This window comes from Streptomyces gamaensis (assembly GCF_042656465.1).
In the GTDB taxonomy this organism is placed as follows: Bacteria; Actinomycetota; Actinomycetes; order Streptomycetales; family Streptomycetaceae; genus Streptomyces; species Streptomyces gamaensis.
In genome coordinates, this window is sequence record NZ_JBHSPB010000034.1 from 18485 (window position 1) to 45391 (window position 26907).

General features: G+C 71.5%; 18 protein-coding genes and 1 pseudogene. 9 read left to right on the forward strand and 10 right to left on the reverse strand.

What is annotated here, in order from left to right:
- The first annotated feature begins 52 nt into the window (after positions 1-52).
- The 4 genes from ACFP1Z_RS31880 to ACFP1Z_RS31895 all read left to right on the forward strand — a co-directional run bounded on the left by ACFP1Z_RS31880 (position 53) and on the right by ACFP1Z_RS31895 (position 5484).
- Positions 53-2131 carry a helix-turn-helix domain-containing protein gene (locus tag ACFP1Z_RS31880; RefSeq protein ID WP_390321247.1) on the forward strand — a complete coding sequence of 693 codons (2079 nt, stop codon included), beginning with the start codon at positions 53-55 and terminating at the stop codon, positions 2129-2131.
- On the forward strand, positions 2128-3099 hold the full coding sequence (locus ACFP1Z_RS31885) for a hypothetical protein (RefSeq protein WP_390321248.1): 972 nt from the start codon (positions 2128-2130) through the stop codon (positions 3097-3099). Before ACFP1Z_RS31880 ends, ACFP1Z_RS31885 begins: the two co-directional genes overlap by 4 nt.
- Positions 3096-4010 carry a DUF6339 family protein gene (locus tag ACFP1Z_RS31890; RefSeq protein WP_390321249.1) on the forward strand — a complete coding sequence of 305 codons (915 nt, stop codon included), beginning with the start codon at positions 3096-3098 and terminating at the stop codon, positions 4008-4010. Before ACFP1Z_RS31885 ends, ACFP1Z_RS31890 begins: the two co-directional genes overlap by 4 nt.
- A gap of 364 nt (positions 4011-4374) precedes the next feature.
- Positions 4375-5484 carry a DNA cytosine methyltransferase gene (locus tag ACFP1Z_RS31895; protein WP_390321250.1) on the forward strand — a complete coding sequence of 370 codons (1110 nt, stop codon included), beginning with the start codon at positions 4375-4377 and terminating at the stop codon, positions 5482-5484.
- Positions 5485-5576: 92 nt separating this feature from the next.
- Here the strand turns inward: ACFP1Z_RS31895 and ACFP1Z_RS31900 are convergent, their stop codons facing one another.
- The 6 genes from ACFP1Z_RS31900 to ACFP1Z_RS31925 form a co-directional block, all read right to left on the reverse strand.
- Positions 5577-6566: a DNA cytosine methyltransferase gene (locus ACFP1Z_RS31900; RefSeq protein WP_390321252.1), complete on the reverse strand. Its 990-nt coding sequence runs from the start codon at positions 6564-6566 to the stop codon at positions 5577-5579.
- Positions 6567-7019: 453 nt separating this feature from the next.
- Positions 7020-7403, reverse strand: a complete 384-nt coding sequence (locus ACFP1Z_RS31905) for a very short patch repair endonuclease (RefSeq protein WP_390321253.1) — start codon at positions 7401-7403, stop codon at positions 7020-7022.
- Between the two features lie 106 nt (positions 7404-7509).
- The gene (locus ACFP1Z_RS31910) at positions 7510-9078 is read right to left on the reverse strand and encodes a PrsW family intramembrane metalloprotease (RefSeq protein ID WP_390321263.1); all 1569 of its coding nucleotides are present in this window, start codon (positions 9076-9078) and stop codon (positions 7510-7512) included.
- Between the two features lie 283 nt (positions 9079-9361).
- Positions 9362-10192: a tRNA (guanosine(46)-N7)-methyltransferase TrmB gene (gene trmB, locus ACFP1Z_RS31915; protein ID WP_390321255.1), complete on the reverse strand. Its 831-nt coding sequence runs from the start codon at positions 10190-10192 to the stop codon at positions 9362-9364.
- Between the two features lie 84 nt (positions 10193-10276).
- Positions 10277-11485 (reverse strand): L-2-hydroxyglutarate oxidase, encoded by a 1209-nt coding sequence (gene lhgO / locus ACFP1Z_RS31920; protein ID WP_390321265.1) that lies wholly within the window; start codon positions 11483-11485, stop codon positions 10277-10279.
- 342 nt (positions 11486-11827) lie between these two features.
- A complete protein-coding gene (locus ACFP1Z_RS31925; RefSeq protein ID WP_390321256.1) occupies positions 11828-13300 on the reverse strand; it encodes an MFS transporter in 1473 nt (490 codons plus the stop codon).
- 689 nt (positions 13301-13989) lie between these two features.
- Here ACFP1Z_RS31925 and ACFP1Z_RS31930 point away from each other — a divergent pair.
- On the forward strand, positions 13990-16218 hold the full coding sequence (locus ACFP1Z_RS31930) for an asparagine synthase-related protein (RefSeq protein WP_390321257.1): 2229 nt from the start codon (positions 13990-13992) through the stop codon (positions 16216-16218).
- Between the two features lie 21 nt (positions 16219-16239).
- Here ACFP1Z_RS31930 and ACFP1Z_RS31935 read toward each other — a convergent pair whose 3' ends face one another.
- Positions 16240-16980 (reverse strand): hypothetical protein, encoded by a 741-nt coding sequence (locus ACFP1Z_RS31935; RefSeq protein ID WP_390321267.1) that lies wholly within the window; start codon positions 16978-16980, stop codon positions 16240-16242.
- Between ACFP1Z_RS31935 and ACFP1Z_RS31940 the strand changes: the two genes are divergently transcribed.
- Positions 16979-17395: a hypothetical protein gene (locus ACFP1Z_RS31940; RefSeq protein ID WP_390321268.1), complete on the forward strand. Its 417-nt coding sequence runs from the start codon at positions 16979-16981 to the stop codon at positions 17393-17395. The two genes, ACFP1Z_RS31935 and ACFP1Z_RS31940, sit on opposite strands and share 2 nt — an antisense overlap.
- A gap of 728 nt (positions 17396-18123) precedes the next feature.
- On the opposite strand, the pseudogene ACFP1Z_RS31945 reads toward ACFP1Z_RS31940, so the two are convergent.
- Together ACFP1Z_RS31945 and ACFP1Z_RS31950 are read right to left on the reverse strand one after the other, a co-directional pair.
- Positions 18124-19602: pseudogene (locus ACFP1Z_RS31945) on the reverse strand (sigma-70 family RNA polymerase sigma factor); the annotation flags it as partial.
- Positions 19603-19876: 274 nt separating this feature from the next.
- Complete coding sequence (locus ACFP1Z_RS31950) at positions 19877-20620, reverse strand: TetR/AcrR family transcriptional regulator (protein WP_390321258.1); 744 nt, start codon at positions 20618-20620, stop codon at positions 19877-19879.
- A 424-nt stretch (positions 20621-21044) separates the two neighbouring features.
- On the opposite strand from ACFP1Z_RS31950, the gene ACFP1Z_RS31955 reads away from it, so the two are divergent.
- Together ACFP1Z_RS31955 and ACFP1Z_RS31960 are read left to right on the forward strand one after the other, a co-directional pair.
- Positions 21045-22388, forward strand: a complete 1344-nt coding sequence (locus ACFP1Z_RS31955; RefSeq protein ID WP_390321266.1) for an NAD(P)/FAD-dependent oxidoreductase — start codon at positions 21045-21047, stop codon at positions 22386-22388.
- Between the two features lie 267 nt (positions 22389-22655).
- Positions 22656-24467 carry an ATP-binding SpoIIE family protein phosphatase gene (locus ACFP1Z_RS31960; RefSeq protein ID WP_390321259.1) on the forward strand — a complete coding sequence of 604 codons (1812 nt, stop codon included), beginning with the start codon at positions 22656-22658 and terminating at the stop codon, positions 24465-24467.
- Positions 24468-24580: 113 nt separating this feature from the next.
- Here the strand turns inward: ACFP1Z_RS31960 and ACFP1Z_RS31965 are convergent, their stop codons facing one another.
- Positions 24581-25888 (reverse strand): MFS transporter, encoded by a 1308-nt coding sequence (locus ACFP1Z_RS31965; protein WP_390321260.1) that lies wholly within the window; start codon positions 25886-25888, stop codon positions 24581-24583.
- A 146-nt stretch (positions 25889-26034) separates the two neighbouring features.
- Between ACFP1Z_RS31965 and ACFP1Z_RS31970 the strand changes: the two genes are divergently transcribed.
- Positions 26035-26583 carry a MarR family winged helix-turn-helix transcriptional regulator gene (locus ACFP1Z_RS31970; protein ID WP_390321261.1) on the forward strand — a complete coding sequence of 183 codons (549 nt, stop codon included), beginning with the start codon at positions 26035-26037 and terminating at the stop codon, positions 26581-26583.
- Positions 26584-26907: the final 324 nt, after the last annotated feature.

Genomic DNA, 26907 nt, shown 5'->3' on the forward strand with positions numbered 1-26907 from the left:
GCTTGCCGTCTACTGTTAAATGTTCTGGTGCCGATGGAGGGGAGTGTGACGCGTGCCGCAAGACTTCGCTGAGTGGCTCGTGGACATGTTGAAGCAACGGGGCATGTCCCAGAAGGCGTTGGCGGCCCGGATCGACGTGACGCCTGCGGCGGTCAACGCCTGGGTCTTCGGCCGGTCGATGCCGCGCTACGAGAAGATCGCCTCAATCGCCGAGGCTCTCGGCGTCAGTGTCGAGGACGCGGTCAACCGGCGACCGCCCGGTGCGTCTTCGTCGGAACTCTCGTGGATCTTCCGCAAGGCGCCTGCCGACGGAGGCCGGGAAGGCGGCAACGCCGCCGCGTTCGCCTTTGCCGCAAACCTGGAGGTCCTGGCCCGTGAGGCCACCCAGAACAGTCTCGATGAGCGCCTGTCGGCCGACGGACCTGTCGCGTCGCGTTTCGTGCTACATGAACTGACGGGGCATCACCTCGACCGCTTCCTGGAGGCGCTTCGGTGGAGCGAGATTGAGAAGCACCTTCACGCGGCAGCCGACCCGGGACAGAAAGTCGGCCGCGTACTCCGCGATGGATTGCAGGAGTTGGAGCGAACCCAACGCCTGGTTCTCCTGCGTGTCGATGATTTCAATGCCTCCGGTCTCACCGGACCGGAGTATGCCGACGGTCGCTTCGCCCGCGTGATGCGCAGGACGTTGGACAGCGGCAAGGCGGGTACCCAGGGCGGTTCCTACGGACTGGGCAAGGCGGCCCTGTGGGCGGCGAGCCGGTTCGGGCTCGTCCTGGTGAACAGCACCCTGTCCCGGGCCCAGGACGGCCGTCACGAGCGACGGATGGCCGGACGACTCGAACTCCCCTGGCACGCCCTCGGGAACGACGAGTTCGCCGGACCGGCCTGGTTCGGCGTCGCGGACCACGAACGCCAGGACTCCGCCCGCTCCTGGTGGGGAGACCCCTCCACGGCGGAGAGCCTCCACCTCGAACGGGACGACCCGTCCCCCGGCACCTCGTTCCTCGTCGTCGGCGCCTACGACGGCTCCGGCGACACCGAGCAACTGGAGGAGATGCACGAGCGCCTGGTGGCGAGCATCGCCCGCAACTTCTGGGCCTCCATGGTCGGCGGCAAGAGCTCCCCACCCCTCCTCCGCGCCTCGGTCGAGTCCTGGCGCAACAACCACCCCGTACAGCCGCGGGAGGACATCAATCCGCACCACCATGAGCCTGCGCGTTCGAGAGCGGTGGAGGCATTTCTCGACGGGCGCACTGTGACCGAGCTGACGGCGCGCGACGATGTGCTTGAACTGGGCGTGCCGCTCAAGCTGCCCAGGTTGAAGGGGCCGGCGATGCCGGGGGGCGAATCCCCCGACTCGCATGATGCGGTGCTTCTTGTCACCCCGGCCGGGGACGACGAGGCCAGGCCCGACCACATCTCGTACATGCGGTCCACGCGCATGGTCGTGAGGAGCAAGAGGGTCAGCGACCTGCCCTTGGGGCACCGAAGCTTCCAGGCAGTCCTGTTGGCGGGTGCCGCCACGGGAAGGGCGAGCGCGGACGCGGAAGCTGCGGAGCGTCTGCTTCGCGCCGCCGAACCGCCGGACCACAACGACTGGATTGGTACGGAAGACCTGACGGCCACCTACCAACGTGGTGCACGGCAGTGCGTGCTGAACTTCAAACGGGACGCGGAGCAGTGCGTCCGTGACGCTCTGCGAATGCAGGAGATCGACAAGAACGAGGACGAAGGGCCCGAAGTCCTCAAGGAGTTGCTCAGGCTCGACGCTCCGAAGGCCTCGCGAACCCAGGGATTCCCCACAGTGCACTCGGTGGAAGGGCATGTCGACGAGAGGTCGGCGTGGTTCGTCCGGGTAACCGTGAAGTTCCCCGAGTCCGAGAACCCATGGGTGCTGGCGCCGGTCGTTCGCTTCGTGGGCCGTGACGGGGGAGGCATACCTGTCGAATGGGATGGGAGCCTGGTCCCGGAGAGGAACTGCGAGTTGACCGAAGGGGGCAACCTCTTGCTCAGCGGGGGACGGAGAGCCGTTTTCAGCGGAGTGACCGATGCTGCCAGTCATCCGGTTCCGGCAGTCATGTCGTGCATTGAGGTGGATGTTCCCCGGGCGAAGGGGTCGAGGGCATGAAGAAGGTCTTTCCTTACCCCATACTGTCCGGCGCTGTCGTCCTGGACGTGGACGAGGTCGTTGTCGACAACAAACCGCGGCCTCTGGGTACCGTCTCCAACCGTGAGCGCGTGATCGCGCTGTACGACGTGAAAGCTGACTGGGACGAGATCCGTATCAAGGTCTCGGTCACTGCGGACGAGGTCGAACTGTCCCAGGGCCCGTGGAACTCACCGGTGTGCGTCGCTGTGGTGCGCAATACGAGGACGAAGGTGCGGCACACGTTCCCGCTGCGGTCGCTGGGTTCGGGCAGCTGGCGCGGCGAGGTCGAGCTGCGTCGCGGTGAGCAGATCGACTGGTGCGAGATCGATGCGTGGATCGTGGCCGAGGTCGATGGCGAGGTGGGCCGCAAGATCGGGGCAGCCGAAGGCCGTTGGCGAGCCGACTTCGAGGCGAAGCAGCCGACGAAGCAGCGGTCCATAAAGATGATGTGGAAAGACTTCACGGACGACACTAATCCGGAATTTGTCGAATTTCGTGATGACCCCTGGCTGTTGGATGCCCAATCCGACGAACCTGTGCTCTACCTGAACTCCTCGGTCGAAGGATTCAGGGCAATCCTGGAGAACGCCGCCACGCCGGAGCAGAAACTGGTCCGTGAACTGATGGCATCCCAAATAGCGGCGGAGGCATGGACTGCGATGTTCAACTCGGCCCTGTTCACATGTGACTTGGAGGATGGACAGGCCCAGTGGCCGGGCGGCTGGCACGAAGACGTCCTCAAGCGCATGTTGCCGGACCTCTTCACGGACCGATCCCTCGGGGAGGCACTTACCGAACTCGTGGAGCGACGGGCACAGGGCGAGAACGGCGGGGACCTGCAGAGGCGCCTCATGCATGCTGTGTCCCTCCAGTCCCGCAGGCCGAAGACCGTGGCAGGCACGCTCAAGACACTCGGCAGGACGACCAATGCGAAGGAGACGGTGTGAGAACCGGTGAGCCGGCCCCGGCGCTCGGCAGGATCGGCCGACTGTCCGACTCCTCCGCTGCGCGAGCGTTGACGTCAGGGGTGCTTCGAGGGTTCGAGCCGATCCCGCGACAGCGCCTCATGAAGAGCTCTGCTTTCCCCTCGGACGAGGAAAGGTGGGACGCGGAGCCGATCCTCCTGCTGTGCCAGGAAGCTGTCCAGCGCTTCGAGGGCGGTTCGCCCACAGCTGCCGACGCTTGGCTCGCGCCTCGGCTGCACTACGCGCTGAGGCTGACCAGGGCCGAGGCGGCCGACTCGACCCTGTGGAACTTTCTGGCGCTCTGCGTCGCACCCGAATTCGTGCAGTGGCGCTGGGGGAGGCCGAAGGAGGGAGGCCGCCTGGAGGTGGGCCAGGCCGCTCGTTTCGCCGGTCCTTGGCACACCCAGTGCTTCTCGCGCCTCTGGTGGGCTGCGGAGCTCTTTCGGGACGGTGATGCCTACGAGCCTGTCGTCGTCGCCTGTGGGAACCAGGACGTTCTGAACACCGTGCTTCGGCAGGAACTGGTTCTGCACCGGCCTGCCGCGCAGGCGTTGGCCCGTCTTCTGGAGACCAAGGTGTTGAACACGGGCCGTGAAGTCAACGGCCTCGCGAAGCTTGCCTACGCTGCTTCGAGCACGTTGATCTACGAGGTCCTGGCGCCGGACGAACCGCAGGATGCCGACGCCCTGCGGGACTGGATCGAATCGCTGGAAGATGCTGTGCCGGCACCTGGTGATCGGCTACCCGTCGGGCCGGACGACGGCAGAGTGGATCTGCGGTCCGTGGATGCATTGATGAAGTGGTTCGAGCGGCTTGCAGCAGTGGCCCCAGTTCGCGGGAAGAAGATGTTGGAGGGGGACAGCGAGGCGCAAGCCCGCGTCACTTTTGCGTAGTTGGTTGTGAACTGCCTGACTCTTCTGTGGAAGATCTTCGCCGGGAGCCTTTCCTGATCTTGGCGTGATGCATCCATGGAGAGCGGGCTGTGCATGAGCCACCGACCAGGGATGGGCGGTGGCTCATGCTGGCCCTGGAGAGCGTGCAGACTGACCGGTGACGTCAGGGTGGATTCTCGGCTGTGCCCCTCCACAGGGGCTTGATCACCGCATTCGGCAGTGCGGTCTCAGCAGGTGTGCACACCGCAACGACAGTGGCTCGCGGTACGCTGCATGGTCGCTGTGCAGCTGTCGCCGGTAGGTGTGACCGAGCGCACGAGACTCGCGGCAGCATCGGCCCCCGAAGACACACACTGGAGATCACGTGCAGCCTGCCAAGATCGTGGACTTGTTTGCTGGCCCTGGCGGACTGGACGTGGCAGCGGAGAAGCTCAATATCCCGACAGTGGGTGTGGAGTGGGACGCAGCGGCCTGCGCCACGCGCGAGGCGGCCGGCTTGGAGACGAAGCAAGGAGACGTCCGTCGTTTCGGCCCATCCGACTTCCCCGATGCGGATGTACTGGCCGGGGGGCCGCCGTGCCAGACCTTCACTGTCGCGGGCACCGGGGTGGGGCGTAAGGCATTGGACACCGTGCTCGGCTTCGTCGAGCGCATGGTCGCGCGAGAAAATCACGATGAAATCGCAGAAGATCTCGCGATGATGGAGGATGAGCGCACCGGCCTGGTGCTGGAGCCTCTGCGTTGGGCGTTGGAAGCGATCGACAGCGGTAACCCGTACCGAGCGATTGTGCTTGAGCAGGTCCCAGCGGTGCTGCCGGTGTGGAAGGCGTATGCCAAGGCTCTCCGGAAGGAAGGCTACTCCGCTGAGTGCGGCGTTCTACGGACCGAAGAGTACGGCGTTCCGCAGACTCGCAGGAGAGCGGTGCTCATTGCTCGCGTGATCCGCGAGGGCGAGGACGAAGTGACCTTGCCTCGACCTACCCATCGGATCTACCGAAAGGGTGTGGATCAGGAGGCCGGCGACACGCGATTCAAGCCGTGGAGGACCATGGCCGACGTGATCGATCGACCTTCTCCATTCCTTGTGATCTCGAACTACGGGACCGGAGGGAATCCCAAGGCTCGTGGTCGGCGTGGGTCCTGGGAGCCTTCGGCCACTGTCACCGGGAAGATTCGACGTAATCGCGTTGTCAGTGCGGACGGCGCAGAAACAGAACTGCGCCGTTTCAACCATTCGGAAGCGGGTCGCCTGCAAACCTTCCCCGGCGATTACCCGTGGAGTGGGCGCGACGTGGGGCAGCAAATCGGAAACGCTGTCCCGCCCCGTTTGGCGATGCACGTCCTCTGTGCTGCATTTGGTTTGGGTACGCCCACCGACGAGATGTTGCAAAGGCTCGAAACGTGGCGCTCCGGAGAAGTACCGGGGCCGAGCGTTGAGGCCGAGCTGCCGTCCAAGGAACTGCAATACGCCTGACGTGCTCGTGCGAGGCCTGGCCTCGGCCAGGATGCTGCCTGTGGTGCTCTCTGTACACGGGAGGCAAGGAGAGCACCACAAGGCGCAGTTTGTCAGTTGGGAGAGCCCGAACCGGCTACGAGCGCCGCTGCTATGGCTCGCCCTACCGCCTCCGCAACGGGCGGAGGGGCCGCATGGCCGATCTGCCGGTACGTGGACGTCTTCCGGCCGCAGACTGTCCAGTCGGCCGGGAACGCTTGCAGCTTCGCGACCTGCCGGACGGTGAGCTTCGGGAGCAGCGCCGGGTCGTTGGCGTCCGGCAACCAGGGGAAGTGCTTGTCGGGAACCTCATCCCCGATCGCCCCGCCGTTGACGCCCATAGTGGCCCACTTCTTCTTGGTGCCGGTCGGCCCGAGATCGCCCCCGCCACGGTTCTTGGAGCCACCCACGATGGTGGGAGCCGGCCGATCGGCTCGCTGAGCCCAGTCCGCAGCGTACGGCCAATCCCTCTCCGCCATGGATGACTTGAGTACTTCACCCACGGTCGGGGCGGGATCCTCATGGGGTGCCGGCCACTGGAATGGTCCGCAGTCCTGGCGCAGGGCCAGGAGATAGCCCTGCTTTCGATCCTGGGGGACCCCGAAGTTCACTGCGTTGAGGACATGCCAAGACAGTCTGTAACCCAAGAACTTCAGTTCCTCATCCATGAACGAGCGCAGATCCTCGAACTCTTCGGAGGTCACAAGGTCCGGGACGTTCTCGATCAGCAGCGCGCGTGGCTGGACGTTGTGGACGAGATAGATCGTCGCCTTGAGCAGCTCCCGCTCGTACTCGTCCTCCGGCCTCTTCACGGTGGCGCTGGATTTCACCCGGGGCAGGCCGGCCGCCAACAGGTCCACATCGCGGTGATCTTCGTCCGGTACGAAATCGCGCAGGTCTTTCTCCAGTACCCGCCACTGCGGCCGGTTCGTTCGAAGTGTGGCGCACGCATCCCGGTCGATCTCGACGAGGGACACAGGGTCGAACCCCGCTCGTTCCAGCCCAAGGGCCTGCCCGCCTACACCGGCGCAGATTTCCAGAGAAGTGAAACGGGGGAGTGGCACGGGGCGGACCTCCGGTAGAAACGGGATGACGTACGGGGACAGTGACGCACGCGATGGGCTGAGTCGGGACAGCTGCCTTGTTCGCACGTAAGGAGGCGATCCGATTCGGGTCGTCCGTGGCCGGGAAGACCCATCAACCAGCCGTGGTGCACGAGGAATGGACGGCGACGCCGTTCGCGCCGCGTCAAGTGATCAGTCGGCGATCTCGGCCAGAAGTGTCAAGGCCGTGGCCCTGGTTGCTCGGCGCCGCCGTACGGCAAGGGCACGGCAGAGCGGGAATGATCCCTGTGCTGTGGGCGTCGAGCTTCGAGTTGGTCATGTCCGGCCTTGGTCGCAGAGGCGGTTCACTCGCTGTCACGTGCTTCGTGCGGTCAAGCTGACCGTAGTGCACAGATCTGGCGGCGGGGCAGAATCCATACCACCAAGTTGGTTTTCGGGACAGGAGACTTCGAGTCAGCGCTTCGTGCGCGCCAGGGCAACAGCGGCGGCGACGTCGGACGCGACCTTTGCAGGGTCTTCGTGCTCCCAGAAACGCAGTACGGTCCAACCGGCGTCGACCAGGTGCTGGGTGGTCTCCCGGTCGCGGGCCATGTTGCGGTCCAGCTTCTGGCGCCACCATTCGGCGTTCGCCTTGGGGCTCGTGGCGTGCTGCGGGCAGCCGTGCCAGAAGCAACCGTCCAGGAAGACGGCGACCTTGGCGCCGGTGAAGGCGATGTCGATGGTCCGGCGGCGCATGCCGGGGACCGGGCGCTGCAACCGGTAGCGGTGACCGGAGCCGTACAGCAGGCGTCGGACGGCCAGTTCGGGGTTCGTGTCCTTGCTGGGCTGGCGGCTCATGCGGGCGGAAACGCCGGGCGATGAAGGCGTGACGGGCACATTGCCATTCTGCCGGCGTCCGCCGCGACGGGAGTGGGGTTACGCGTGGGGCGCGGGTGCGCCCCGGTCAGCGGCCCCCGTTGCCGGGCGGCATCTCGCCCGTACCCGGTACCGGGTTGCCCTGCCCCTGCGGTGAAGGGCGCCCGTACTGCCCGTACCCCGGCCCCGGTGCGTACCCGGGCCCGTACCCGGAACCCGGCGCGTACCCCGAACCCGGCGCCCCCGGCCCGTACGTCCCCGGACCCGGAACCGGACCCGCACCCGGCGGCGTACCCGGAACCGGCGGCGCACCCCAGCCCGCCCCCGCAACCGGCGGCGCACCCGGAGCCGTAGGCCCACCCCACCCCGGAACCGCCCCCGCCCCCACCCGCACAGGCGGAGTCACCGCGCCCGCCAGGGCGGGCTGCGCGGCCCCCCGTCGTTCCCACAGGTGGTGGAGGAGTTCCTGCTCGCGCGCGGAGAAGTCGGGGGCGGCGGCGCCGCGGTGGGCGCGTTGGCGGAGGAAGGCGAGGGAGGTCGCGAAGGAGATGTACTCGGAGACGGCGCGGGCCGCGGCGGGGCCGCCCCGGCGGCGGGCCAGGTCGCGGGCGATACCGCGGGCGCGCATCGAGGACAGGGCGAGCGGCTCGGGCGGGGTGAGCCAGCCGGCGGCCTGGTAGTAGGGCAGGAAGGCGCCGACGGTCCGCAGCTCGTCCTGCCGGGACCACACCGTCAGCCACGTCAGCACGCCGAAGATCGGCACCATGAAGAAGGCGTACACGGCGAGGAAACCCAGCGGGTGGAGCGTCGCCGAACCGTTCCAGATGCCGTGCAGGACCATCGCGGTCAGCAGGCCCGCCACCGGTATCAGCACGCGCACGACACGGCGGCGGCGCGGCGGCAGGCCGGCGGCTATGCCCAGGCCGATGCCCGTCATCGACGTGAACAAGGGATGCGCGAACGGCGAGACGACCACGCGCACGACGAACGTGCCCGCCGTCATCATCCCCAGCCCCTTGTGACCGATGCTCTGATCGGTGGCGAAAGCGGTGCCGAGATAGAGGATGTTCTCGGTGAACGCGAAACCCGTCGCGGTGATCCCCGCGAAGACGACACCGTCCACCACCGTGTTGAAGTCGCGGCGCCGGAAGAAGAACAGCAGCAGCACGGCCGCCGCCTTCGCGCTCTCCTCGACGACGGGCGCGACGAACGTGGCACCCCAGCTGCGCTCGTCCGCGTCCCCGGCCACATCGATGGTGTTCATCAGCCACTCGGTGGCGAAACCGTTCGCGAGGATCGCCACCAGCGTCGCCGCGCACGCGCCCCACGCGAACGCGAAGACCAGGTTGCGGCGCGGCTTCGGCTCGACCCGGTCCATCCAGCGGAAGACCGCTATCAGCAGCGGTACGGGCACCACGGCCAGCCCCAGACCCACCAGGAAGCCCGCCGTACCGGTCTGCTCGCGCACCATCGCCAGGATGACCAGCCCGCACAGCGCGAGCAGCAGGACGAGCGCGCCCGCGCGCACCGCCTTGCTCTCCCACAGGGCACGGCGCGGTTTGTAGCGCCAGCGCGAGGGCGCGGGCAGCGCCGGGAACTCCGGCCGCGGCCCCGCCCCTACGGGCGGTACGGGCGCCGACGCGCCCGGCGCCGACAGGCCCGGGCCCCCGGCACCGGGCTCGGGGACGGGCGGCTGGGGCGCGGAGCCCGTACCGGGAACGTACGGGGACGAACCGGCAGGCCCGGCACCGGGCCCGGCTTCGGGTACGGCGGGCCCGGACGCGGCGGAAGCGGGCGTCGCTCCGGCCGGCGGCTGCTGAGGGGACGGCGAGTCATGCACCTGACGACCCTAATCCGGCATACGGACAGGAGCGCGCCGATTCCGGGTGGAGATCACGGCAGGACCGGGGTACGGGCGCACCCCGGCCCGGCGGCAGCCCTCAGTGCGCCCTGCGGCGGAACAGCAGGTCGTGCACCACGTGCCCCTTGCGCAGCCCCTGCCCCTCGAAGCGGGTCAGCGGACGGAAGTCCGGGCGCGGCGCGTACCCGCCGTCCGGCTGCGTGTTCTCGAAGTCCGGCGCGGCGCTGAGGACTTCGAGCATCTGCTCCGCGTACGGCTCCCAGTCCGTCGCACAGTGCAGCAGGCCGCCCGGCGCGATCCTGCTCGCCGCCAGGGCCACGAACTCCGGCTGGATCAGCCGCCGCTTGTGGTGCCGCTTCTTCGGCCACGGGTCCGGGAAGAACACGCGGACACCCGCGAGGGAGTCCGGGGCGAGCATCTCGCGCAGCAGGATGATCGCGTCACCGTTGGCGACCCGGATGTTCGCCGAACCGTTCCGCTCGGCCAGCGCCAGCAGATGGCCCTGGCCCGGAGTGTGCACGTCGCACGCGAGAATGCCGGTCGCCGGGTCGGCGGCCGCCATCTGCGCCGTGGCCTCGCCCATGCCGAAGCCGATCTCCAGGACGACCGGCATGCCCGTCGCGGGCCTGCCGGGCTCGCCGAAGAGCTCGCCCAGGTCCAGGCGGCGCATACCGTCGATGTCCAGACCCCACTGCGGCCACAGGCGGCGCAGCGCGTCGGCCTGGCCCTGCGTGACACGGCTGCGGCGCGGCTGGAACGAGCGGATGCGGCGCTCGTGATGATCGCCGGCCGGGTCCGGGGCGGGGCCTTCGGGGAACATCGGCTCGCGGCGTGGGCGCGTGAGGCTTGCGCCTCGGGGCTCCGGGGCCGTGGCGGTCGCGGTCGTGGGGGTGGCGTTGTTCTCGGACACAGTGTGTCCAGTCTACGGGCGGGGTGGTGCGCGGGTTCAGGGGCGAAGGGCCCGGTTCGGGGTGGGTGGGGCCCACCCGGCGAGCTACCCCAAACCGGCCAGCACCCTCCTCGCCACCTCCCTCCCGATCGGCAGTGACGCCGTCGCCGCCGGAGACGGCGCGTTCAGGACATGCACCATCCGCTCCGACTCCTTGAAGAAGAAGTCGTCGACGAGCGTGCCGTCCGCGAGGACCGCCTGGGCGCGGACGCCCGCCGGGGCCGGTATCAGATCGTCCGCGGACACCTCCGGCAGCAGACGGCGCACCGCCTCCGTGAAGGCCCGCTTCGACAGGGAGCGGCGGATCTCGCCGGCGCCGTAGCGCCAGTGCTCGCGCGCCAGGCGCCAGGAGCCGGGCCAGGCGAGGGTGGCCGCGAGCTCGGCGGGGCGGAGCGTGCGGCCCGTATAGCCCTCGCGGGCCGTGGCCGGGACCGCGTTCGGGCCGATGTGGACGGAGCCGTCGACGCCCCGGGTGAGGTGGACGCCGAGCCAGGGGAACGCCGGATCCGGCACCGGATACACCAGGCCCCGCACCAGCTCCTCACGCCCCGGGGCCAGCCCGTAGAACTCGCCGCGGAACGGCACGATCCGCAGCCCCGGATCATCGCCCGCGAGGCGCGCGATCCGGTCGCTGTACAGGCCCGCGCAGTTCACGAGGGCGCGGGCCCGCAGCACCTCGCCGCGCGCCGTACGCACCGCGACCGCCGACGGGCGCCGGCCGATGACCTCGACCTTCGCCCCGTAGCGCACCTGGGCCCCGGCCTCCTCCGCCAGCCGGGCCAGGGTGCGGGCCACCGCGCCGAAGTCGCACACCCCCGTCGTACCGACGAAGACCGCCGCGCGGCCGCGCACATGCGGCTCGCACGCGGCTATCTGCGCGCGGCCCAGCTCCCGCACCGGGATGCCGTTCTCCCGGCCGCGCTGGACGAGCGCGTGCAGCCGGGGCAGCTCCTCGGCCTCCGTGGCCACGATCAGCTTGCCCGTGACCTCGTGCGGCAGGCCGTGCTCGGCGCAGAACTTCACCATCTCCTCGGCGCCGCGCACCGCGAACCGCGCCTTGAACGAACCCGGCCGGTAGTAGATCCCGCTGTGGATCACGCCGCTGTTGCGCCCCGACTGGTGACGGGCCGGCCCGTCCTCCTTCTCCAGCACCACGACCCGCGTGCCCGGCGCGGCGCGCGTGATCGCCCAGGCCGTCGACAGGCCCACGATCCCGCCGCCGACCACCAGCACATCGCAGTCGTACGCCTTCACCACCGTCACCTCCCCGCACCTTCCGGGCACCCGCGACCGGGCCGCCGGCACCCTCGGCGCCTCACCCACGCCCCCATCATGACCTGCGCCACTGACAACGGACCGAAACCCAGGTCAGGCGCGGTACCCCAGCCAAATGATCACAGCCGGCGGGGGAGATGACGAGATGCGGTACGGCAAACAGTGCCGGAACTCGCTTCCGCGCGGGCGCGATGCGCTTCCGGCGTCACCGGTTCCGGTTACCCGGACGCCGGGTCCGCACCCCGCGCCCGTACCGCCGCCGTCCCGCGAACCTGCGGGCACGCGCGCGTACCCGCACCCCGCCGTCCGTACACCCGCTTCCTACGCCGGCGCCATCAGCAACGGCCGCGCCCGCTCCCGCAGTTCTGCCACGCGCGGCTCGTCCCCGTACGCCTCCAGCCGGTGCAGCAGGTCACGCACGTACTCGGTGGTGCGCGCCGAGGAGATGCGGCCCGCGACCTCCACCGCCCGCACCCCGGCCGCGCACGCCGCGTCCAGATTCCCCGACTCCAGTTCGGCGACGGCGGAGACCACCAGGCGCAGCCCGTGCGAGCGCACGAACTCCTCCGTCGGCCGGGACAGCGCCTGCTCGGTGAAGCGCTGCACCTGCCGGGGCATGCGCAGGTCCCGGTAGCACTCGGCGGCGTCGGCGGCGAACCGCTCCTGGGTGTAGAAGTCGAGCCAGGACGGATCGGGGTCGCCGGCGCGGGCCCGCTCCAGCCATCCCTCGGCGGCCTTCAGGGCCGTACCGCAGGCGGGCGCGTCACCGGCCTTGGCGTGGGCGCGGGACTCGACCAGGCGGAAGAAACTCATCGTGCGGGCGGTGGCCAGGCCCCGGTTGCGCTCCAGCGCGGCCTGCGCGAGGTCGACGCCCTCGTCGGCGAAGCCCCGGTAGGTGGCCTGCAGGCTCATCGACGCCAGCACGTAACCGCCGAGGGGGACGTCGGCGGCCGCGCGCGCCAGCCGCAGCGCCTGGATGTAGTAGCGCTGCGCGGCCTCCTGCTGGCCTGTGTCGAAGGCCATCCATCCGGCCAGCCGCGTCAGTTCGGCGGTGGCGCCGAACAGCGCGCGGCCCACCTCGTCGCTGTACGAACCCAGCAGCAGCGGCGCCGCGTCGACCCGCAGGCACTCGGGCACCATGGACGAACGCCAGTCGCCGCCACCGTACTTGGAGTCCCAGCGGCGCGCGTCCTCCGCGGCCTCCCGCAGCTTGCCGACGTCGCTGTGGCCCACGCGCTGCGGGGAGGACTCCGCCGCGCCGCCCCCGCCCTCCGTACCGCTGTCGGTGCCCCGCTCCGCCTCCTGGGCCGCCTGCTCGGCGCCCCGGGCCACCGAGCTGTCGGCGGGGGTTATCAGCCAGCGGGACGCGGGCGTCGCGTACGCGGTGACCGAGAAGGAACCCGCCAGGCTCTGCCACAGGCCCCCGCTGCCGCGCCGACCGGCGACATCCAGCCGGTACAACTCCGTCGCGACGCGCACCGCCTGGCCGACATCGCGCGGAAAGGACAGCCCCACCTCCGGGGCGGGATCGGCGTCGGCGAGCCCGATCTCGTGCAACGGCACCGGCCGGCCGAGCTTCCCGGCGATCGCCGCGGCGATCAGATGGGGGGCCGCGCCCTGCGGCACCATGCCCTTGGAGACCCAGCGCGCCACCGAGGTCTTGTCGTAACGAAGGGTCAGTCCGCGCTGAGCGCCGAGGTCGTTGACCCTGCGAGCGAGACCGGCGTTGCTGATCCCCGCGAGGACGAGGACGTTGCCGAGCTTCTCGTTCGGCCCGCGTGGCTCCCTGGACATGCGCACCCCTCGCAACGGCGACGCCCGCCCCGGCATAGGCACGGGGCATTCGTAAACCCAGCGTAGTTCCCCGCATCCCGACCGTTAAGAGGCGTTGTCCCGGATGGCGGGATTCTGGTCCGTGCGGACGTGCAGCGAGGGGCACGTGCTCCGGTTGTGTGTGGCTGTGCGCCCATCGTGCGCTCTGTCCGAGCCGGACCGAAGTACGGTTCCCTGGGGCATGCGTGGGTCGGCCCGCTGCCTGGATCCAGTGGGCTGGGGGAGCCGTCGCCTCATTCCCCGCGGGCGGCGGAACAGTCCGGGAGGCGGTCATCCGCCTCCCGGACTGTGGTGTCAGGGGTGTGGTCCGTCGAAGCACTCGCGAAGTGCGCCCCTTGCCGTCAACTCCCCTGATTTTGGCCGAATTTCGCCGCAGTGCCGGGATCTTGCGCGGGCAGGAGGCGTGGCGTACGCGACCTGCGGTGACCACTGCCGCGGGCGTGTCCCGCTGTACGACGTCACGCCGCTTCACCCCGGACGTAACCCCACTTCACCCCGCTTTCAGGTGAGTTGAGGGAAAAGGCGCGACCAAAGCGCCGCCTCTTTCGTTGTCGCATCCGGTGGCCGAGTGTGCATGATGACTGCACCTGACGGTCGACTGGTCGGCCGGCCGGTCGGCCCTTGGTTGTCCACAGCCTGTGGAGGCGGCAATGCGCTGGTGTGTGGGGTGGAGCAGCACCACCTCGGGGCCCCGTCCCCGCGCCGCCCCCGACTCCCCCGTTACCTCCGCTTCCTCCGCTTCTTCCAATTCCTCCGTCTCTTCCAACGGCGGCCGCCCGCACGACGGTTACGACGGCCCCACCGTCCACCCCGTCGGCGCGCAGCTGCTGTGGGGCGACCCGGCCCCGCTGTGGGCCGTGGGCGACTGGCGCCCCGACGAGGTGCGCGTCGTCCAGCTCGACCCCCTCACCCGCCTCGCCGTCCTCGGCTGCTGCGGCGCGAGCGACGACGCGCTGCGCGCCGGCCTCGTCTCCGCGCGCGGCGGCGCCCTGCGCCACCTGACGTCCTGGCCCGGCAGCTACACCGCCGTCGCCCAAGTGGGCCGCCGCATCACGGTCGTCGGCGACCTCGCCGGGGCCCGCCCCGTCTTCCACACCCCCTGGGCCGGCGGCACCGCCTACGCCACCGCCGCCCTCCCGCTCGCCGACCTCATCGAGGCCCAGCTCGACGTCGGCCACCTCGCCGCCCTCCTCGCCTGCCCCGACTCCCCCGAGGCCCTCGGGGACGGCACCCCCTACAAGGGAGTACGCAGAGTGCCCCCCGGGCACGCCCTCGTCCTGCGCGACGGGGCCCGCGACATCACCGGCTACGAACCCGTCGCCTCCCTCGCCGTCTCCGGCCCCCAACTCGCCCCGGAAGCAGCCGTCGACGCCATAAGGGACGCCCTCGTCGAAGCCGTACGGGCCCGGCTGGCCGCCCCCCGCCACCGCCCCGCCCACGCCTTCGGCGGCGGCCCCCTCGACCCCGGGCCCGTCCCCGGCATGGGGCCCGCGCAGCGCCGCGCCGCACGCGGCGGCGGACCGGCCCCCGGCATCGGCGCCGACCTCTCCGGCGGCAGCGCCTCGGCGACCCTCGCCCTCCTCGCCGCCGGACTCCCCGGCGTCCCCGGCACCCCCTACGGGCACGGCACCGGCGCCGGCGAACGCCTCCTCGCCGTCACCTTCAACGACCTCGCCGCCGGCACCAGCCGCGCCCGCGAGGCCGAACTCGAACGCGCCCGCGCCATCGCCGCCGACCCCCGCCTCCACCACGTCGTCGTCGCCGCCGGCGAAGAAGCCCTGCCCTACGCCGGCCTGCACATCGGCCCCCTCACCGACGAACCCGGCCCCGCCCTCGTCACCGCTCAGCGCCACCGCCGCCGCCTCGCCGCCGGCTGCTCCGACCACCTCGTCGGCTGCGGCGCCCGCCAGGTCCTCGACGCCCACCCGGCACGCCTCGCCGACCTCCTCATGGAACGACGCCGCCGCCATCTCCTGCGCCCCGTCTCGGCGTTGGCCCGCGCGGAGGGCGCGATCGCGCAGGGCCTGTTCGTCCCGTTCACCGTCTACCGCGCCGCACGCCGCCTGGCCCGCACCTCCTACCGGGAAGGACTCGAAGCCGTCGCCGGACTGCTCCTGGACCCCCGCTTCCCGGCCGCCGCCGACCTCACGGGGCGCACGGCGCCGGGCGGGCCGGTCGCCGCCGCCGGCACGGGCAGCGCCGTGGACGCCTCACTGGCCGCGCTCACCTGGTGCCGCCCCGGACCGGCGGCCCGCTGGCTCACGGGTGAGGCTCTGGCCGAAGTATCGGTTCGGCTCCAGGCCGCCGCCGTACGCCCCCAGGGCCTGCACCAGCGCCCCGGCGAACGCCGCGCAGCCGCCGCCCTCGCCCGGCACGCCGCCGACCACCGCGTCCTGGAACAGGCCGCCGAGGTCCGCAGCCAGCGCCTGCACGCCCCCTTCTTCGACAACCAGGTCGTACGGGCCTGCCGCGCCCTCCCCGAAGCCGTCCGCGTCGCCCCCGGCGCCCGCGCCTCCGTCCTGCGCTCGGTCCTCGGCGCCGCCGGGGTACGCGAACTGCCCACCGGCTGGGGCGCCACCTCGCACGCCGCCCACGCGGCAGCGGTACGGGCCGGCCTGCGCGCCTTCGTCGGCCCGCTGCTGGAACTCTTCGAGGCACCCCTGCTGGCCGACGCGGGACTCGTGGAGGCCCGCGTCGTACGGGCCGCCCTGCACGAGGCGACAGAAGGCCGGCCCCTGCCACTGGACGGCCTGGCGGAACTGGTGTCCACGGAGGTGTGGCTGCGGCGGCTGCTGGCGCGCCGGGGCACGTGCTGGACGGGCATGGCGCCGCGGCAGCGGGCGGTGGCGGGCGGGGTGGTGCCGCGGCCGAGCTTGTGAGGGGGCTGTGGGGGGCTGGGGTCAGTACTCGGCGTGGGCGTACGGGTTGCAGTGGTGTCCGGAATGGCGCCAGGTGGCGACGGGGAGGGACTCGATGTCGGGGGAGTGGGCGGCGTCGGGGGAGTGGGTGGCGGGAGAGTGGGTCTCGGACGGTTCTTCCGACGGGGTCGGGGAGGGGCGGTCCGGGGGCTCGGGACTCGGCGACTTGGCAGGGGCGTCGGCTGACGGCCGCGCGGCGGGCGGGGCGGAGTCGGCCGGCGCCGACTTCACGGCGGGCGCCGGGGCGACGGTGGGCTTCTCCGTACGGTGCCCCGGCAGCGGAACCCGCACGGGAACCCGAAGCTGCCGCTCCTCCCGCCGAGGCACCCGCACCTCCGACTCCCACAGCCGCTTCCCACCCCTGCGCACGGAGACTCGCGCCGCCCCGGGCCCGAGCGGCCCCTTGTTGAACTCGATGTGCAGGGAGGTGGGGCTGGGCTGGACGCCCGCAGTGTCGTGGAGTTGGCTGTGGGGTTCGCCGTGGGTTTCGCTGCGGACCCGGTCGTGGGCGTGGGCGTGGGCGTGGGCGTGGGTTTCGCTGTGGCCTTCGCCGTGGACTCGGTCGTGCGCTGCGTCATGGGCGGCATCGTGGGCGGCGTCGTGGGTTCCGCCGTGGGTGCCCTTGCGGTGCGTCCGGCCGCCGAGCCGCAGCCCATGACTCTTGCCCAGCCGGTCCTTCGCGCTCAGCCGCACCTCCGGATCCAGATCCCTCCCGATCCCCATGTCGAACTCGACCTCATTGACCGGACAGTCCTCCGCCGACGGCTCCGGCAACACAGGCTTCACCGGCTTCGGCACCGTCGGCGTCTCCGGCGAACCAGGCGTCGGCACCAGGGGAGTTGGCGTCGGCGCCGGTGTCGACATGTGCGGGACGCTCGGCCGCGGTGTCGGCGTCGACATGACGGGCGCCGGCACCGGCACGGCCCCAGTCGGCGCCCCCGCGCTCCGGCTCACCCGCGAACTCCCCTTCGGCGCCGACGGCCGCACCCCCGCCGGCTTCAACTTCGGCGGAACCGGCGCCGGGGAAGCGGCCGGCGTCCCTTTCGGCTCCGGCGCCGGTACGGGCACCACCGGCTTCGCCGTCCCCTCGGCCTGCGGCTCCCGCACCGCATCCGTCGAATTGCCCATCACGGCATAGGCGATGACGGCACCGGCGGCTACGGCTACACCGGCGGCGATGCCCAACTTCACGGGGCCACCGAGCCCTTCACCAACGGGGAGGGGGCCCCCTCCCCCTCCCCCACCCACCCCCGTGCCCCCACCGCTGGCCCCGGCCCCCGAGCCCGCAGCGCCCGACGTGCTCCCACCGGCCCCGGCTCCCGCACCGCTCCCGGCGCCCGCGCCCGCCCCGCCGCCGGTGCTGCCCGCAGCGCCCCCCGTGCCCATGCCGACACCCGCGCCGGACCCCGCCCCCGCGCTCGTACCGGCCGCCGCACCTCCCGCGCCCGCGCCGACCCCGGACGACGCCGCACCCGACGCACCGGCCCCAACACCCGTACCGGAAGCGGCCCCAGCACCTGCTGCACTGCCCGACACCCCTGTACCGGCCGCAGCGCCCGCCGCTCCCGACGCCCCGCCGGCCCCAGCACCGGCTGCACCGCCCGACACACCCGTGCCGGCCGCAACACCCGACGCCCCTACACCCGTCACCGCACCCGTGCCCGACGCCGCACCGGCCGCAGTCGCCGACGACACCGCGCCCGACCCAGCTACCGCACCCGCACCGGAGGCAACCCCAGCCCCGGCCCCTGCGCCGGCCCCCGCTCCCACAGCGGCCCCCGACGCACCGGCGCCCCCTACGCCCGCACTCGCCGAAGCAACACCGGTCGCCCCGGCCGACGCACCCGTCCCCCCAACTGCTCCCGCCCCGGAAGCCGCACTCGCCCCCGCCGCCCCCGCTGTACTCGCCGCGCCTGTCGCACCAGCCGCCCCGGAAGCCGCTCCCGCACCCCCCGTGCCGCCCGCACCGGCAACGGAACCCGACGCCCCCGCACCTCCCGCAGCAGCAGCCCCCGCACCCGAACTCGCTCCCGCAGCCCCTGAAACCGCCGCTCCCGCCGCGAACCCCATCGCCGCCTTCGCCGCGTACGACGTCGCGAACCAGCCGACGACCGCGACCGGCAGCAGCACCCGCAAGCGCTCGTTGACGTCCGCGACCTCCATGGCCGCCGTACGGCACCGCGCGCACTCCTCCAAGTGCTTGCGCAACCCCCGCTCCGCACGCATCCGCAGCCCGCCCCGGGCGTACGCCCCGAGCCGGTCCGCGTACCGGGCGCATTCCCCGCCCGAGGTCAGCGCGGCACTCACATGCGCCTGTAGATAAGCCTGTTTCAACCCCTCCCGTGCCCGATGAGCCAGCACCGCTGTCGCATTGGCCGTCAACCCCAGCAGAGGCGCCACCTCGCTGGGCGACTCCTCCTCCACCGTCGTGTGCCACAGCACTGTCTGCCACCGCTCCGGAAGACTCCGGAACGCCTGCATGGCCAACGAGTGCTCGGCCTCCCGCATCGCCAGCACCTCGGCGCCCGCGTCGACGGTCTCGTCCTCCCCGGCCCCCGAAGTACGCGCCGCCGCAGCCGCGAACACCGCGAAGTCCTCGACCAGTTGCTCCCGCTTGGTCGTCCTTCCCCACGCCGCCGCCACCCGGCGCACCGTCGTCAGCAGATACGCCCGCACCGCCGAATCCGGCCCGGCGCCGCCGCGCACCGCCTGCAGGGTGCTCGCGAAGACCTCGTTGGTCAGGTCCTCGGCGGTGTGGTCGTCACGGCAGCAGTTGCGGGCGTACCTCCGCACCGCCGGGGCGTGCCGCCGGTACAACTCCTCGTACGCGTCGCTGTCGCCACCGCGCATCCGCGAGATCAACTCGATGTCGGAGCGCTGTCCTTCCGACTCTCCCCGCGCCCGGGCATGGGCCCCCGACTTCCGGCCCGCCCGCTGCCTGGGCACCCACCGGTCCCCAACTCGCCCCCGGGGAGCCGACGGTGCGGACTCCGGCGACGGCACACCGTCCTCCGCCGGCCCGGAACGGGCGCCACCATCGGAAGCACCCCCGGCATCGGAAGCACCCCCGGCAACGGAAGCACCGTCGACATCGACGGCACCATCCGCATCAGGCGAGCAGCCATCGGAAGAGCCGTCGTCACCGGAAAAGCCGTCGTCAGCACCGGCGGAGAAGCCGTCGGCGCCGGGAGAGGCACCGGCCCCCGAAGGCCGCCGGCCCCCGGAACGCCCCCCGGCTCCGGGCGGCGCCGAAGGGAACGGCCCGCCGTCCGGCATGGGCAGCGTGGGCCACGGCTCCGCCCCCTCGTGGTGGCCGCGTGGTTCATCCCGCCCGTCAACAGCCATAGCGGAGGCCCCCGTACGTACCGGCACGTCCGAACACCGGGCCAGCGTGGCACAGCGTCGGGCGTCACCACCTCAGCACGGGCAGCAACCACTCATCCGGGGAGTTTTCCCGCAGTGAGGCACTGACTGTCACTCGTACGGGGAAAGGTTTTCCGAACGCGCCACACCATCAGGACCGTTGGGCACAGGTGAAGCCCCCTGACCGTGTGGCGCGCCCGCCACGGAAACCTCAGCGGTTCAGCGGTGACGAAACCCTCGGCACTGCTCGCAAGGGCTACTCGACCGGCTCGACGGGCCGCGAGCGCAGCCCCTCCAGCAGGATGTCCAGCAGCCGTGACGATGCCGCGGCCTGCTGCACCGCGTCCGGCAGCGACGGCGCCGCCGTGGCTATCACGAGCAGCACGTCCGCGACGGTCACATCCGGACGCAACTGCCCGGCCGCGCGCGCCCGGTCGACCAGACGCCCGACGACTTCGAGCAGGGCTGCCGCCCCCGAGTCGCCGCGCTCCTCGGCCCGGTCCGGCCGCTGCTCCACCAGCCGCAGCTCGTGCAGCTGCCCCACCGTGCTCCTGGGCTGCCGCTGCTGCGGCACCCGCGCTTCGATCTGCTCGGACTTGCCGTCGACGCCCACCCGCAGCACCTGCGGAGGCAGCAGCCGGCCCGCGCCCGAGGCGACCGACGTGCGCAGGAAGCGGGACAGCGCCGACCACGGCTCGTCCTCCTGCCCCAGCGCCGTGCGGGCCTGCTCGGTCAGCCGGGCGGTCTCCTCCTCCGCTATCCGCCGCACGAGGACGTCCTTGCTGGGGAAGCGGCGGTAGACCGTCCCCACCCCCACCCGGGCCCGGCGCGCCACGTCCTCCATCGGCGCCCCGTAGCCCAGCTCGCCGAAGACCTCGCGGGCCGCCCGCAGTACGTGCTCAAGATTGCGCTGGGCATCCACGCGCAACGGAGTGCTCCGGCCCCCGCTCGCCTCGGACGGCGCGACAGCGGTCGACCAATGAGAGCCCTGAATGTGCATATGTTCCCCCGGTTATGAACGTCTCCCCCCGGAGACTCCCCGCCCTGACTGCCGGGGTACGTCTCTGACACCCCGACGGACTACGAACATAGTTGAGCCCAGGTCAAGAAAGAAGGGGTAGTTCCGCACGGGCCGCCCCCGATTGGAGTACGGTCCCCTCCCGCCCTGCTTCCACACCACCTTGCGACCCCGCCACAACCGCCCTGACCTGGGCATCCGTGGCCGGGACCGGGGAGCGTGGGGCGGACGGATCAGCTCCGCGGCCAGTCATACATTTCGCCGGACCTGTGGACAAACACCGGCCGCCGGTGCCTCATGGGAAGGAGCTGTGCCCGGCGGAAGGGCCCCGCGCCCGGCCGGCGCGGCGCCCGGCACCCCGGCCGGACACCCCCGGGCCGGCCGACATCGCTGAGGAGGGACCTTGGTGAAGGAACCGGCGCGCGTTCTGGTCGTCGGCGGCGGCTGTGTCGGGATGAACACCGCCCTGCACCTGCAGCGGATCCTCAAACGGGACGAGGCCCGCGTCACCGTGGTCGACCCCGAGCCGTACATGACGTACCAGCCCTTCCTCCCCGAGGCCGCCGCCGGTTCCGTCTCCCCCCGCCACGTCGTGGTCCCGCTGCGCCGCACCCTTCCCGGCTGTCAGGTCGTCACCGGCGAGGTCCGCGCGATCGACCACGCCGGGCGGACCGCGACCGTCGCGACGCTCGCGACCCACGAGGAGGGCGCCGGCGCCGTCGAGATCCACTACGACGAACTGGTCCTCGCCCCCGGCTCCGTCTCCCGCACCCTCCCCGTTCCCGGTCTCGCCGACCACGGCATCGGCTTCAAGACCGTCGAGGAGGCCATCGGCCTGCGCAACCATGTGCTCGAACAGATGGACATCGCCTCGTCCACCCGCGACCCGGGAATCCGCGACGCCGCGCTCAGGTTCGTCTTCGTCGGCGGCGGCTACGCGGGTGTCGAAGCGCTCGCCGAGCTGGAGGACATGGCCCGGTACGCCGCCCGCTACTACCACAACATCTCCCCCGACGACCTGCGGTTCGTCCTCGTCGAGGCAACAGGCCGGATCCTGCCCGAAGTCGGCGCCGACATGGGCCGCTACGCCCTGCGCGAGCTCCGCGGCCGCAACATCGACGTCCGCCTGGAGACCCGGCTGGAGTCCTGCGTGGACCGCGTCGCCGTGCTCAGTGACGGCTCCCGTTTTCCCACCCGCACGCTCGTGTGGACCGCCGGCGTCAAACCGCATCCGGTGCTCGCCGCCACCGGCCTGCCCCTCGACGAGCGCGGCCGCCTCAAGTGCGCCGCCACCCTGGCCGTGGACGGCGCCGAGCACGCCTGGGCCGGTGGCGACGCGGCGGCCGTACCCGACCTCACCGCGGAGGAGCCCGGCGCGCAGTGCGCCCCCAACGCCCAGCACGCCGTCCGCCAGGCCAAGGTCATCGCCCACAACGTCGCCGCCTGTCTGCGCGGCCGCCCGTTGCAGGACTACCGGCACCAGTACGCGGGTTCTGTCGCATCCCTGGGGCTGCACAAGGGCGTTGCGCAGGTCTACGGCAGGAAGCTCAAGGGCTACCCGGCCTGGTTCCTGCACCGCGCCTACCACCTCGGCAGAATCCCCACGTTCAACCGCAAAGCGCGTGTCCTTGCCGAATGGACCCTCACAGGGCTGTTCAAACGTGAGATCGTCTCGCTCGGCTCCCTGGAGCACCCCCGTGCCGAATTCGAGCTCGCCGCGGACACCGGCCGTTACCCGGAGGCGAGTTGAGGCAGGACACGGACGCAAGACCGGAGCAGGGAACTCCCCCACAGGAGGCCGACGTCTGACGGATGTCAGTCCGGTCGGCCACACTGGTCGTGTGACCATGGGTGGGCTCGTACCTGCGAAGAGTAACGACGGCGAGGGATCGGACGTTTGCTGCACTCCCCCGGGGACAGGCCCCCGCACCGCCGCCCACGGCCCCGTGCCGGGCGCGCGGCTCCGCCACGACACGTCGCCGAGCTGGTCCGGAACGACTCCGCGAGGTAATCCTCTGTGAACTTCACCCGCTGGAGCGCCCGGCTCCCCGGCACTCAGCGCCGAGCCGCAGCGCGCGCCGACCGCAAGGCCCGCCCCGCCGCGTCCGCGCAGCCCAAGGGCGGTGGTTCGGTGCCCGCCGCGCGCGACGGGGCGACGCCGTCCCCCGCCGGGCCCGACGGCCCCGTCCCCACCCTGGACGGGCTCTCCGTCCCCGACATCCTCGGCCAGCTCCCGGCCCCCGTCGCCGTCGTCCACGGCGCCGATCACCGCGTCGCGTACGTCAACGCCGCCTACGCCGCGCTCTTCGGCCCGCGCGCCCCGGGCGAGCCCGCGCGCGAGGCACTTCCGGAGCTGGCGGAGCTCGGTCTGCTTCCGCTCATGGACCAGGTTCTGCGCAGCGGCCGGTCCCGTACGGTCAAATCCCGCCGCGTCATGGCGGGCGCGCCCGCCGCGCACGCGGCGACCGGCAGCACGCACCGGCGCTCGTCCGCCCACGACGCGCTCTCCGGCGGCGGCCCCTCCGACCCCGACAGCCGCCCCCGGCACGGCTACTACACCTTCACCTGTTCCCCGATCGACCTCGGTACGGGCCGGAGGGACACCGGCGCCGTGAGTGAGGGCCTTCCCGGAGTCCTCGTCTTCGCCGCCGATGTCACCGACCAGGTCGAGGCCGCCGAGCGGCTGCGCGTCAGCGAGCGCAGGCAGCGCGAGGCCGCCGTCACACTGCAGCGCAGCCTCCTCCCTCAGGAACTGGAGCAGCCCGACGACCTGCGCGTCGCCGCCACCTACCAGCCCGGCGGCAAGGACACCGCGGTCGGCGGCGACTGGTACGACGTCATCACCCTCGGCGCCGGCCGCACCGCGCTCGTCATCGGCGACGTCATGGGCCGCGGCGTGCGGGCCGCCGCCGTCATGGGCCAGCTGCGCACGGCCGTACGGGCGTACGCGCGCCTGGACCTGCCGCCCCACGAGGTGCTCCAGCTCCTCGACGGCCTCGCCACCGAGATCGACAGCACCCAGATCGCCACCTGTGTCTACGCCGTCCACGACCCCAACGAGGGCCGTCTCGTCTACGCGTCGGCGGGCCATCTGCCCATCCTGGTCCGCGACCCCGACGGCACGGTCCGCCGCGCCTCCGAGGCCACCGGCCCGCCGCTCGGCACCGGCGGCTGGGTGCACACCTCCGGCAGTCTGCCCCTCGGCCCCGGCTCCAGCGCCGTCCTCTACACGGACGGTCTGGTCGAGCGGCGCAACGAGGACATCGACGATGGTGTCGCCGCCCTGGAGCGCGCCTTCGCCGGGGCCACCGGCTCGCCCCAGGTGATGTGCGACCGCCTCATCCGCGCCCTCGGGGTGACCGCGGAGCACGACGACGACGTCGCCGTGCTCGTCCTGCAGCACCCTGCCCGTACGGGCCATGACGCCGAGCTCTTCCACAACGCCGCGCTGGAACTCCTCGGAGGCGTCGAGGCCGCACCCCGTGCCCGCGCCTTCGCCTCCGGCGTCCTGGTCAGCTGGCGCTTCCCGACCGAGCTGCGCGATCTGGGCGTCCTGGCCGCGAGCGAGCTCGTCGCCAACTCCCTGCAGCACGGCACCCCGCCGATGCGGCTGCGCCTGCGCCGCACCGACCGGCGGCTGATCATCGAGGTGACCGACGGCGACGACCACCTGCCGCGCCGCCGCCGTGCCGAACCCGCCGACGAGGCCGGCCGGGGCATCTCGATCGTCGCCACCATCGCCTCGTCCTGGGGCTCACGCCGCACACCGGGCGGAGGCAAGGCCGTCTGGTGCGAATTCGCCCTCCCGGCAGGAGCGGCACGCTCGTAGCGACAAGTCTCGTGGCAACAAGTGAGGACGCATGAAAAATGCGCCTGTGGCCCGGAAACGATGCGTTTCCGGGCCACAGGCGCTCGTTTTCGTCGCGGTGGCAGTCCTACGGATCAGTGGGAGGCGGAGCAAGCGACGGGCGCCGGGGCCGCGGCCGAACCGGCGACCGGCTCGCTGCGCCGCGCGAGCAGCCGCGGATTGTCCTGCTCGGGCGTGAGCCGCCGACCCAGCCGCAGGGCCAGCGCCGTGATGCCCAGCGCGCACACGATCAGCAGCACGATGTACGCGCCGTACATCCCGCCACCGGCCATCAGACCGCCCACCGCCGGGCCGACCGCCATCGCCAGCTGCTTGACCAGAGCGAACGCGGAGTTGTACTGCCCGACGAGCCGCGCCGGCGCCAGGTCCGCCACCAGCGGCGCCACCGTCGGCGCCAGCATCGACTCGCCGATACCGAACAGCGCGTACGTGGAGATCAGCAGCGCGGTCGCCACTCCGTGCGCCCCCGGTACCAGCCCCGAGACCCCGGCGGCGATCCATGCGACCGTCCAGATCAGCCCGACCAGCGCGACGACCCGGCTGCGCCGCCGCCCGTCCACCAGCCTGAGCACGGCGAACTGCGTGAGCACGATGGCCGCCGTGTTCGCCGCGAGGGCGATGCCGAGCGTCGCCGGCGAGATCCGGGTGACCTCCACGGCGAAGGCCGCGAGGCCGGACTCGAACTGCCCGTAGCAGGCGAAGAACATCACGAAGCCCAGCACGCACAGCTGCACCATGGCCCGGTCCCCGAGCAGCGAACGCCACCCGCCCTTGGCCCCTTCACCGGCCGGGACCACGTCCCCGAGCCTGGGCGCCTTCGGCAGCCGTACGGTCGCGACGGCCACGCCCAGCACCAGGAACATCGCCGACTCGATCGCGAACAGCCGGACGAAGCTGGACGCGTTCGACGGGTCCACGAGCTGGCCGCCCAGCAGACCACCGATGCCCAGACCGAGGTTGTTCAGGAAGAACTGCATGGCGAAGGCCCGCGACCGCGTCGTCGGCGTCGAGCACCACACGATCATCGTGGCCAGCGCGGGCTGGATCACCGCGAAACCGGCACCGAGCGCCGCGGCCGCCGCGACGACGAGCACCTTCGAGTCCGCGAACCCGAGCCCCAGCGAACCCACGGCGGCGGAGACCGTACCGGCGATGGCGACGGGCAGCGGACCACGCCGGTCGATGACCCGACCGGTGAGGGGCAGCACGAGCAGCGCGGCAACGGCGAGCGTCGCGAGCACGACACCCGCCGTGCTCGCGCCGAGATTCCGTACCTGGGACACATAGACGAACAGGTACGGAATCGTGAAGCCGTTGCCGAACGCGCTCAGCGCGTTGCCCAGCTGGATCCGGCGCAGCGCGGCGCCCATCGCGGTGGTCACACTCACCTTCCTCGGTCGAGTAGCTACAGGAGTGCAGGTCAGAGACGTAGAGAGTCCAAGCCTGAAGACTTCAACAGTAAAGTTCGAAGCTAAAGAGTACACATCAAAGGGCTTTAGCGCCAATGAGTCATGCCATACTGCGGCTCATGCCTGACACCGCCGGCGCGCCCGAGCCGAGCCTCGAAGAACAGATCGCCGCCTACCAACGCGAGTTCCAGGAGCTGGACCCGCAGGTGGAGAAGGTCGTCTCGGCGCTCAGCCGCCTCAACCGGCGCATGAGCGTCGCCTACGGGCGCCAGACCGCCGAGCTCGGCATCAGCAACGCCGAGTGGGAGGTCCTCAAGGCCCTCGTCCTCGCCGGCGACCCCTACCGCATGGGCCCCGGCGAGCTCGCCAAGCGCCTCGGCCTCACACCGGCCGCGATGACCCACCGCATCGACCGCATGGTCGCCGAGGGCCTCGTCACGCGGGAGCGGGACGAGAGCAACCGCGTCCGCGTCATCGTCGGCATCACCGAAGAAGGCCGCCGCAAGTGGCTGGAGTCGATGCGCATGGCCACGGTCTTCGAGGAGGAGCTGCTCCAGGACCTCAACGGCGAGGAGCGCGGCCGGCTCGGCGAGATGCTGACCCGCCTGCTGCGCCGCGTCGAGGAGGCCCAGCCGGACGCCGGGGGCCGCCTCAAGGACCTCGACTGAGGGCCGAAGTGCCCCGCGTGACGGCGGGTTGACACGGCCCCCACCGCCCCGTAGTGTTCTCCGGGTTGCCACGGAGCCCCAGCGGTCCTGTGGCGGCCATTCTCGTCGCACTGGCGGCAATCATTACTGCACGGTCCTCGAACGGGGCGGTTTCCGGCGTGCCCGGAATTCGTTTCGGAGTCCCGATTGGGAATCGCCGGGGAAATCCGCTAAAGTAGTGATCACGCCGGGCCGCGAAAGCGGAAAGGCGAGAAAGACCCCGCTCCAGCAGGGGGCCAGGGCCGGAAATCGGATCTGGTAAGGTTGGAAACACCGAAGGGAAGC

Bases quoted from the DNA above. Each gene is read 5' to 3' on its own strand.
- ACFP1Z_RS31930 (WP_390321257.1), top strand. From the start codon at position 13,990: ATGCGCTGGTGTGTGGGGTGGAGCAGCACCACCTCGGGGCCCCGTCCC.
- ACFP1Z_RS31950 (WP_390321258.1), bottom strand. From the start codon at position 20,620: ATGCACATTCAGGGCTCTCATTGGTCGACCGCTGTCGCGCCGTCCGAG.
- ACFP1Z_RS31970 (WP_390321261.1), top strand. From the start codon at position 26,035: ATGCCTGACACCGCCGGCGCGCCCGAGCCGAGCCTCGAAGAACAGATC.
- ACFP1Z_RS31940 (WP_390321268.1), top strand. From the start codon at position 16,979: ATGTCGAACTCGACCTCATTGACCGGACAGTCCTCCGCCGACGGCTCC.
- ACFP1Z_RS31905 (WP_390321253.1), bottom strand. From the start codon at position 7,403: ATGAGCCGCCAGCCCAGCAAGGACACGAACCCCGAACTGGCCGTCCGA.
- ACFP1Z_RS31925 (WP_390321256.1), bottom strand. From the start codon at position 13,300: ATGTCCAGGGAGCCACGCGGGCCGAACGAGAAGCTCGGCAACGTCCTC.
- ACFP1Z_RS31885 (WP_390321248.1), top strand. From the start codon at position 2,128: ATGAAGAAGGTCTTTCCTTACCCCATACTGTCCGGCGCTGTCGTCCTG.
- ACFP1Z_RS31935 (WP_390321267.1), bottom strand. From the start codon at position 16,980: ATGGGGATCGGGAGGGATCTGGATCCGGAGGTGCGGCTGAGCGCGAAG.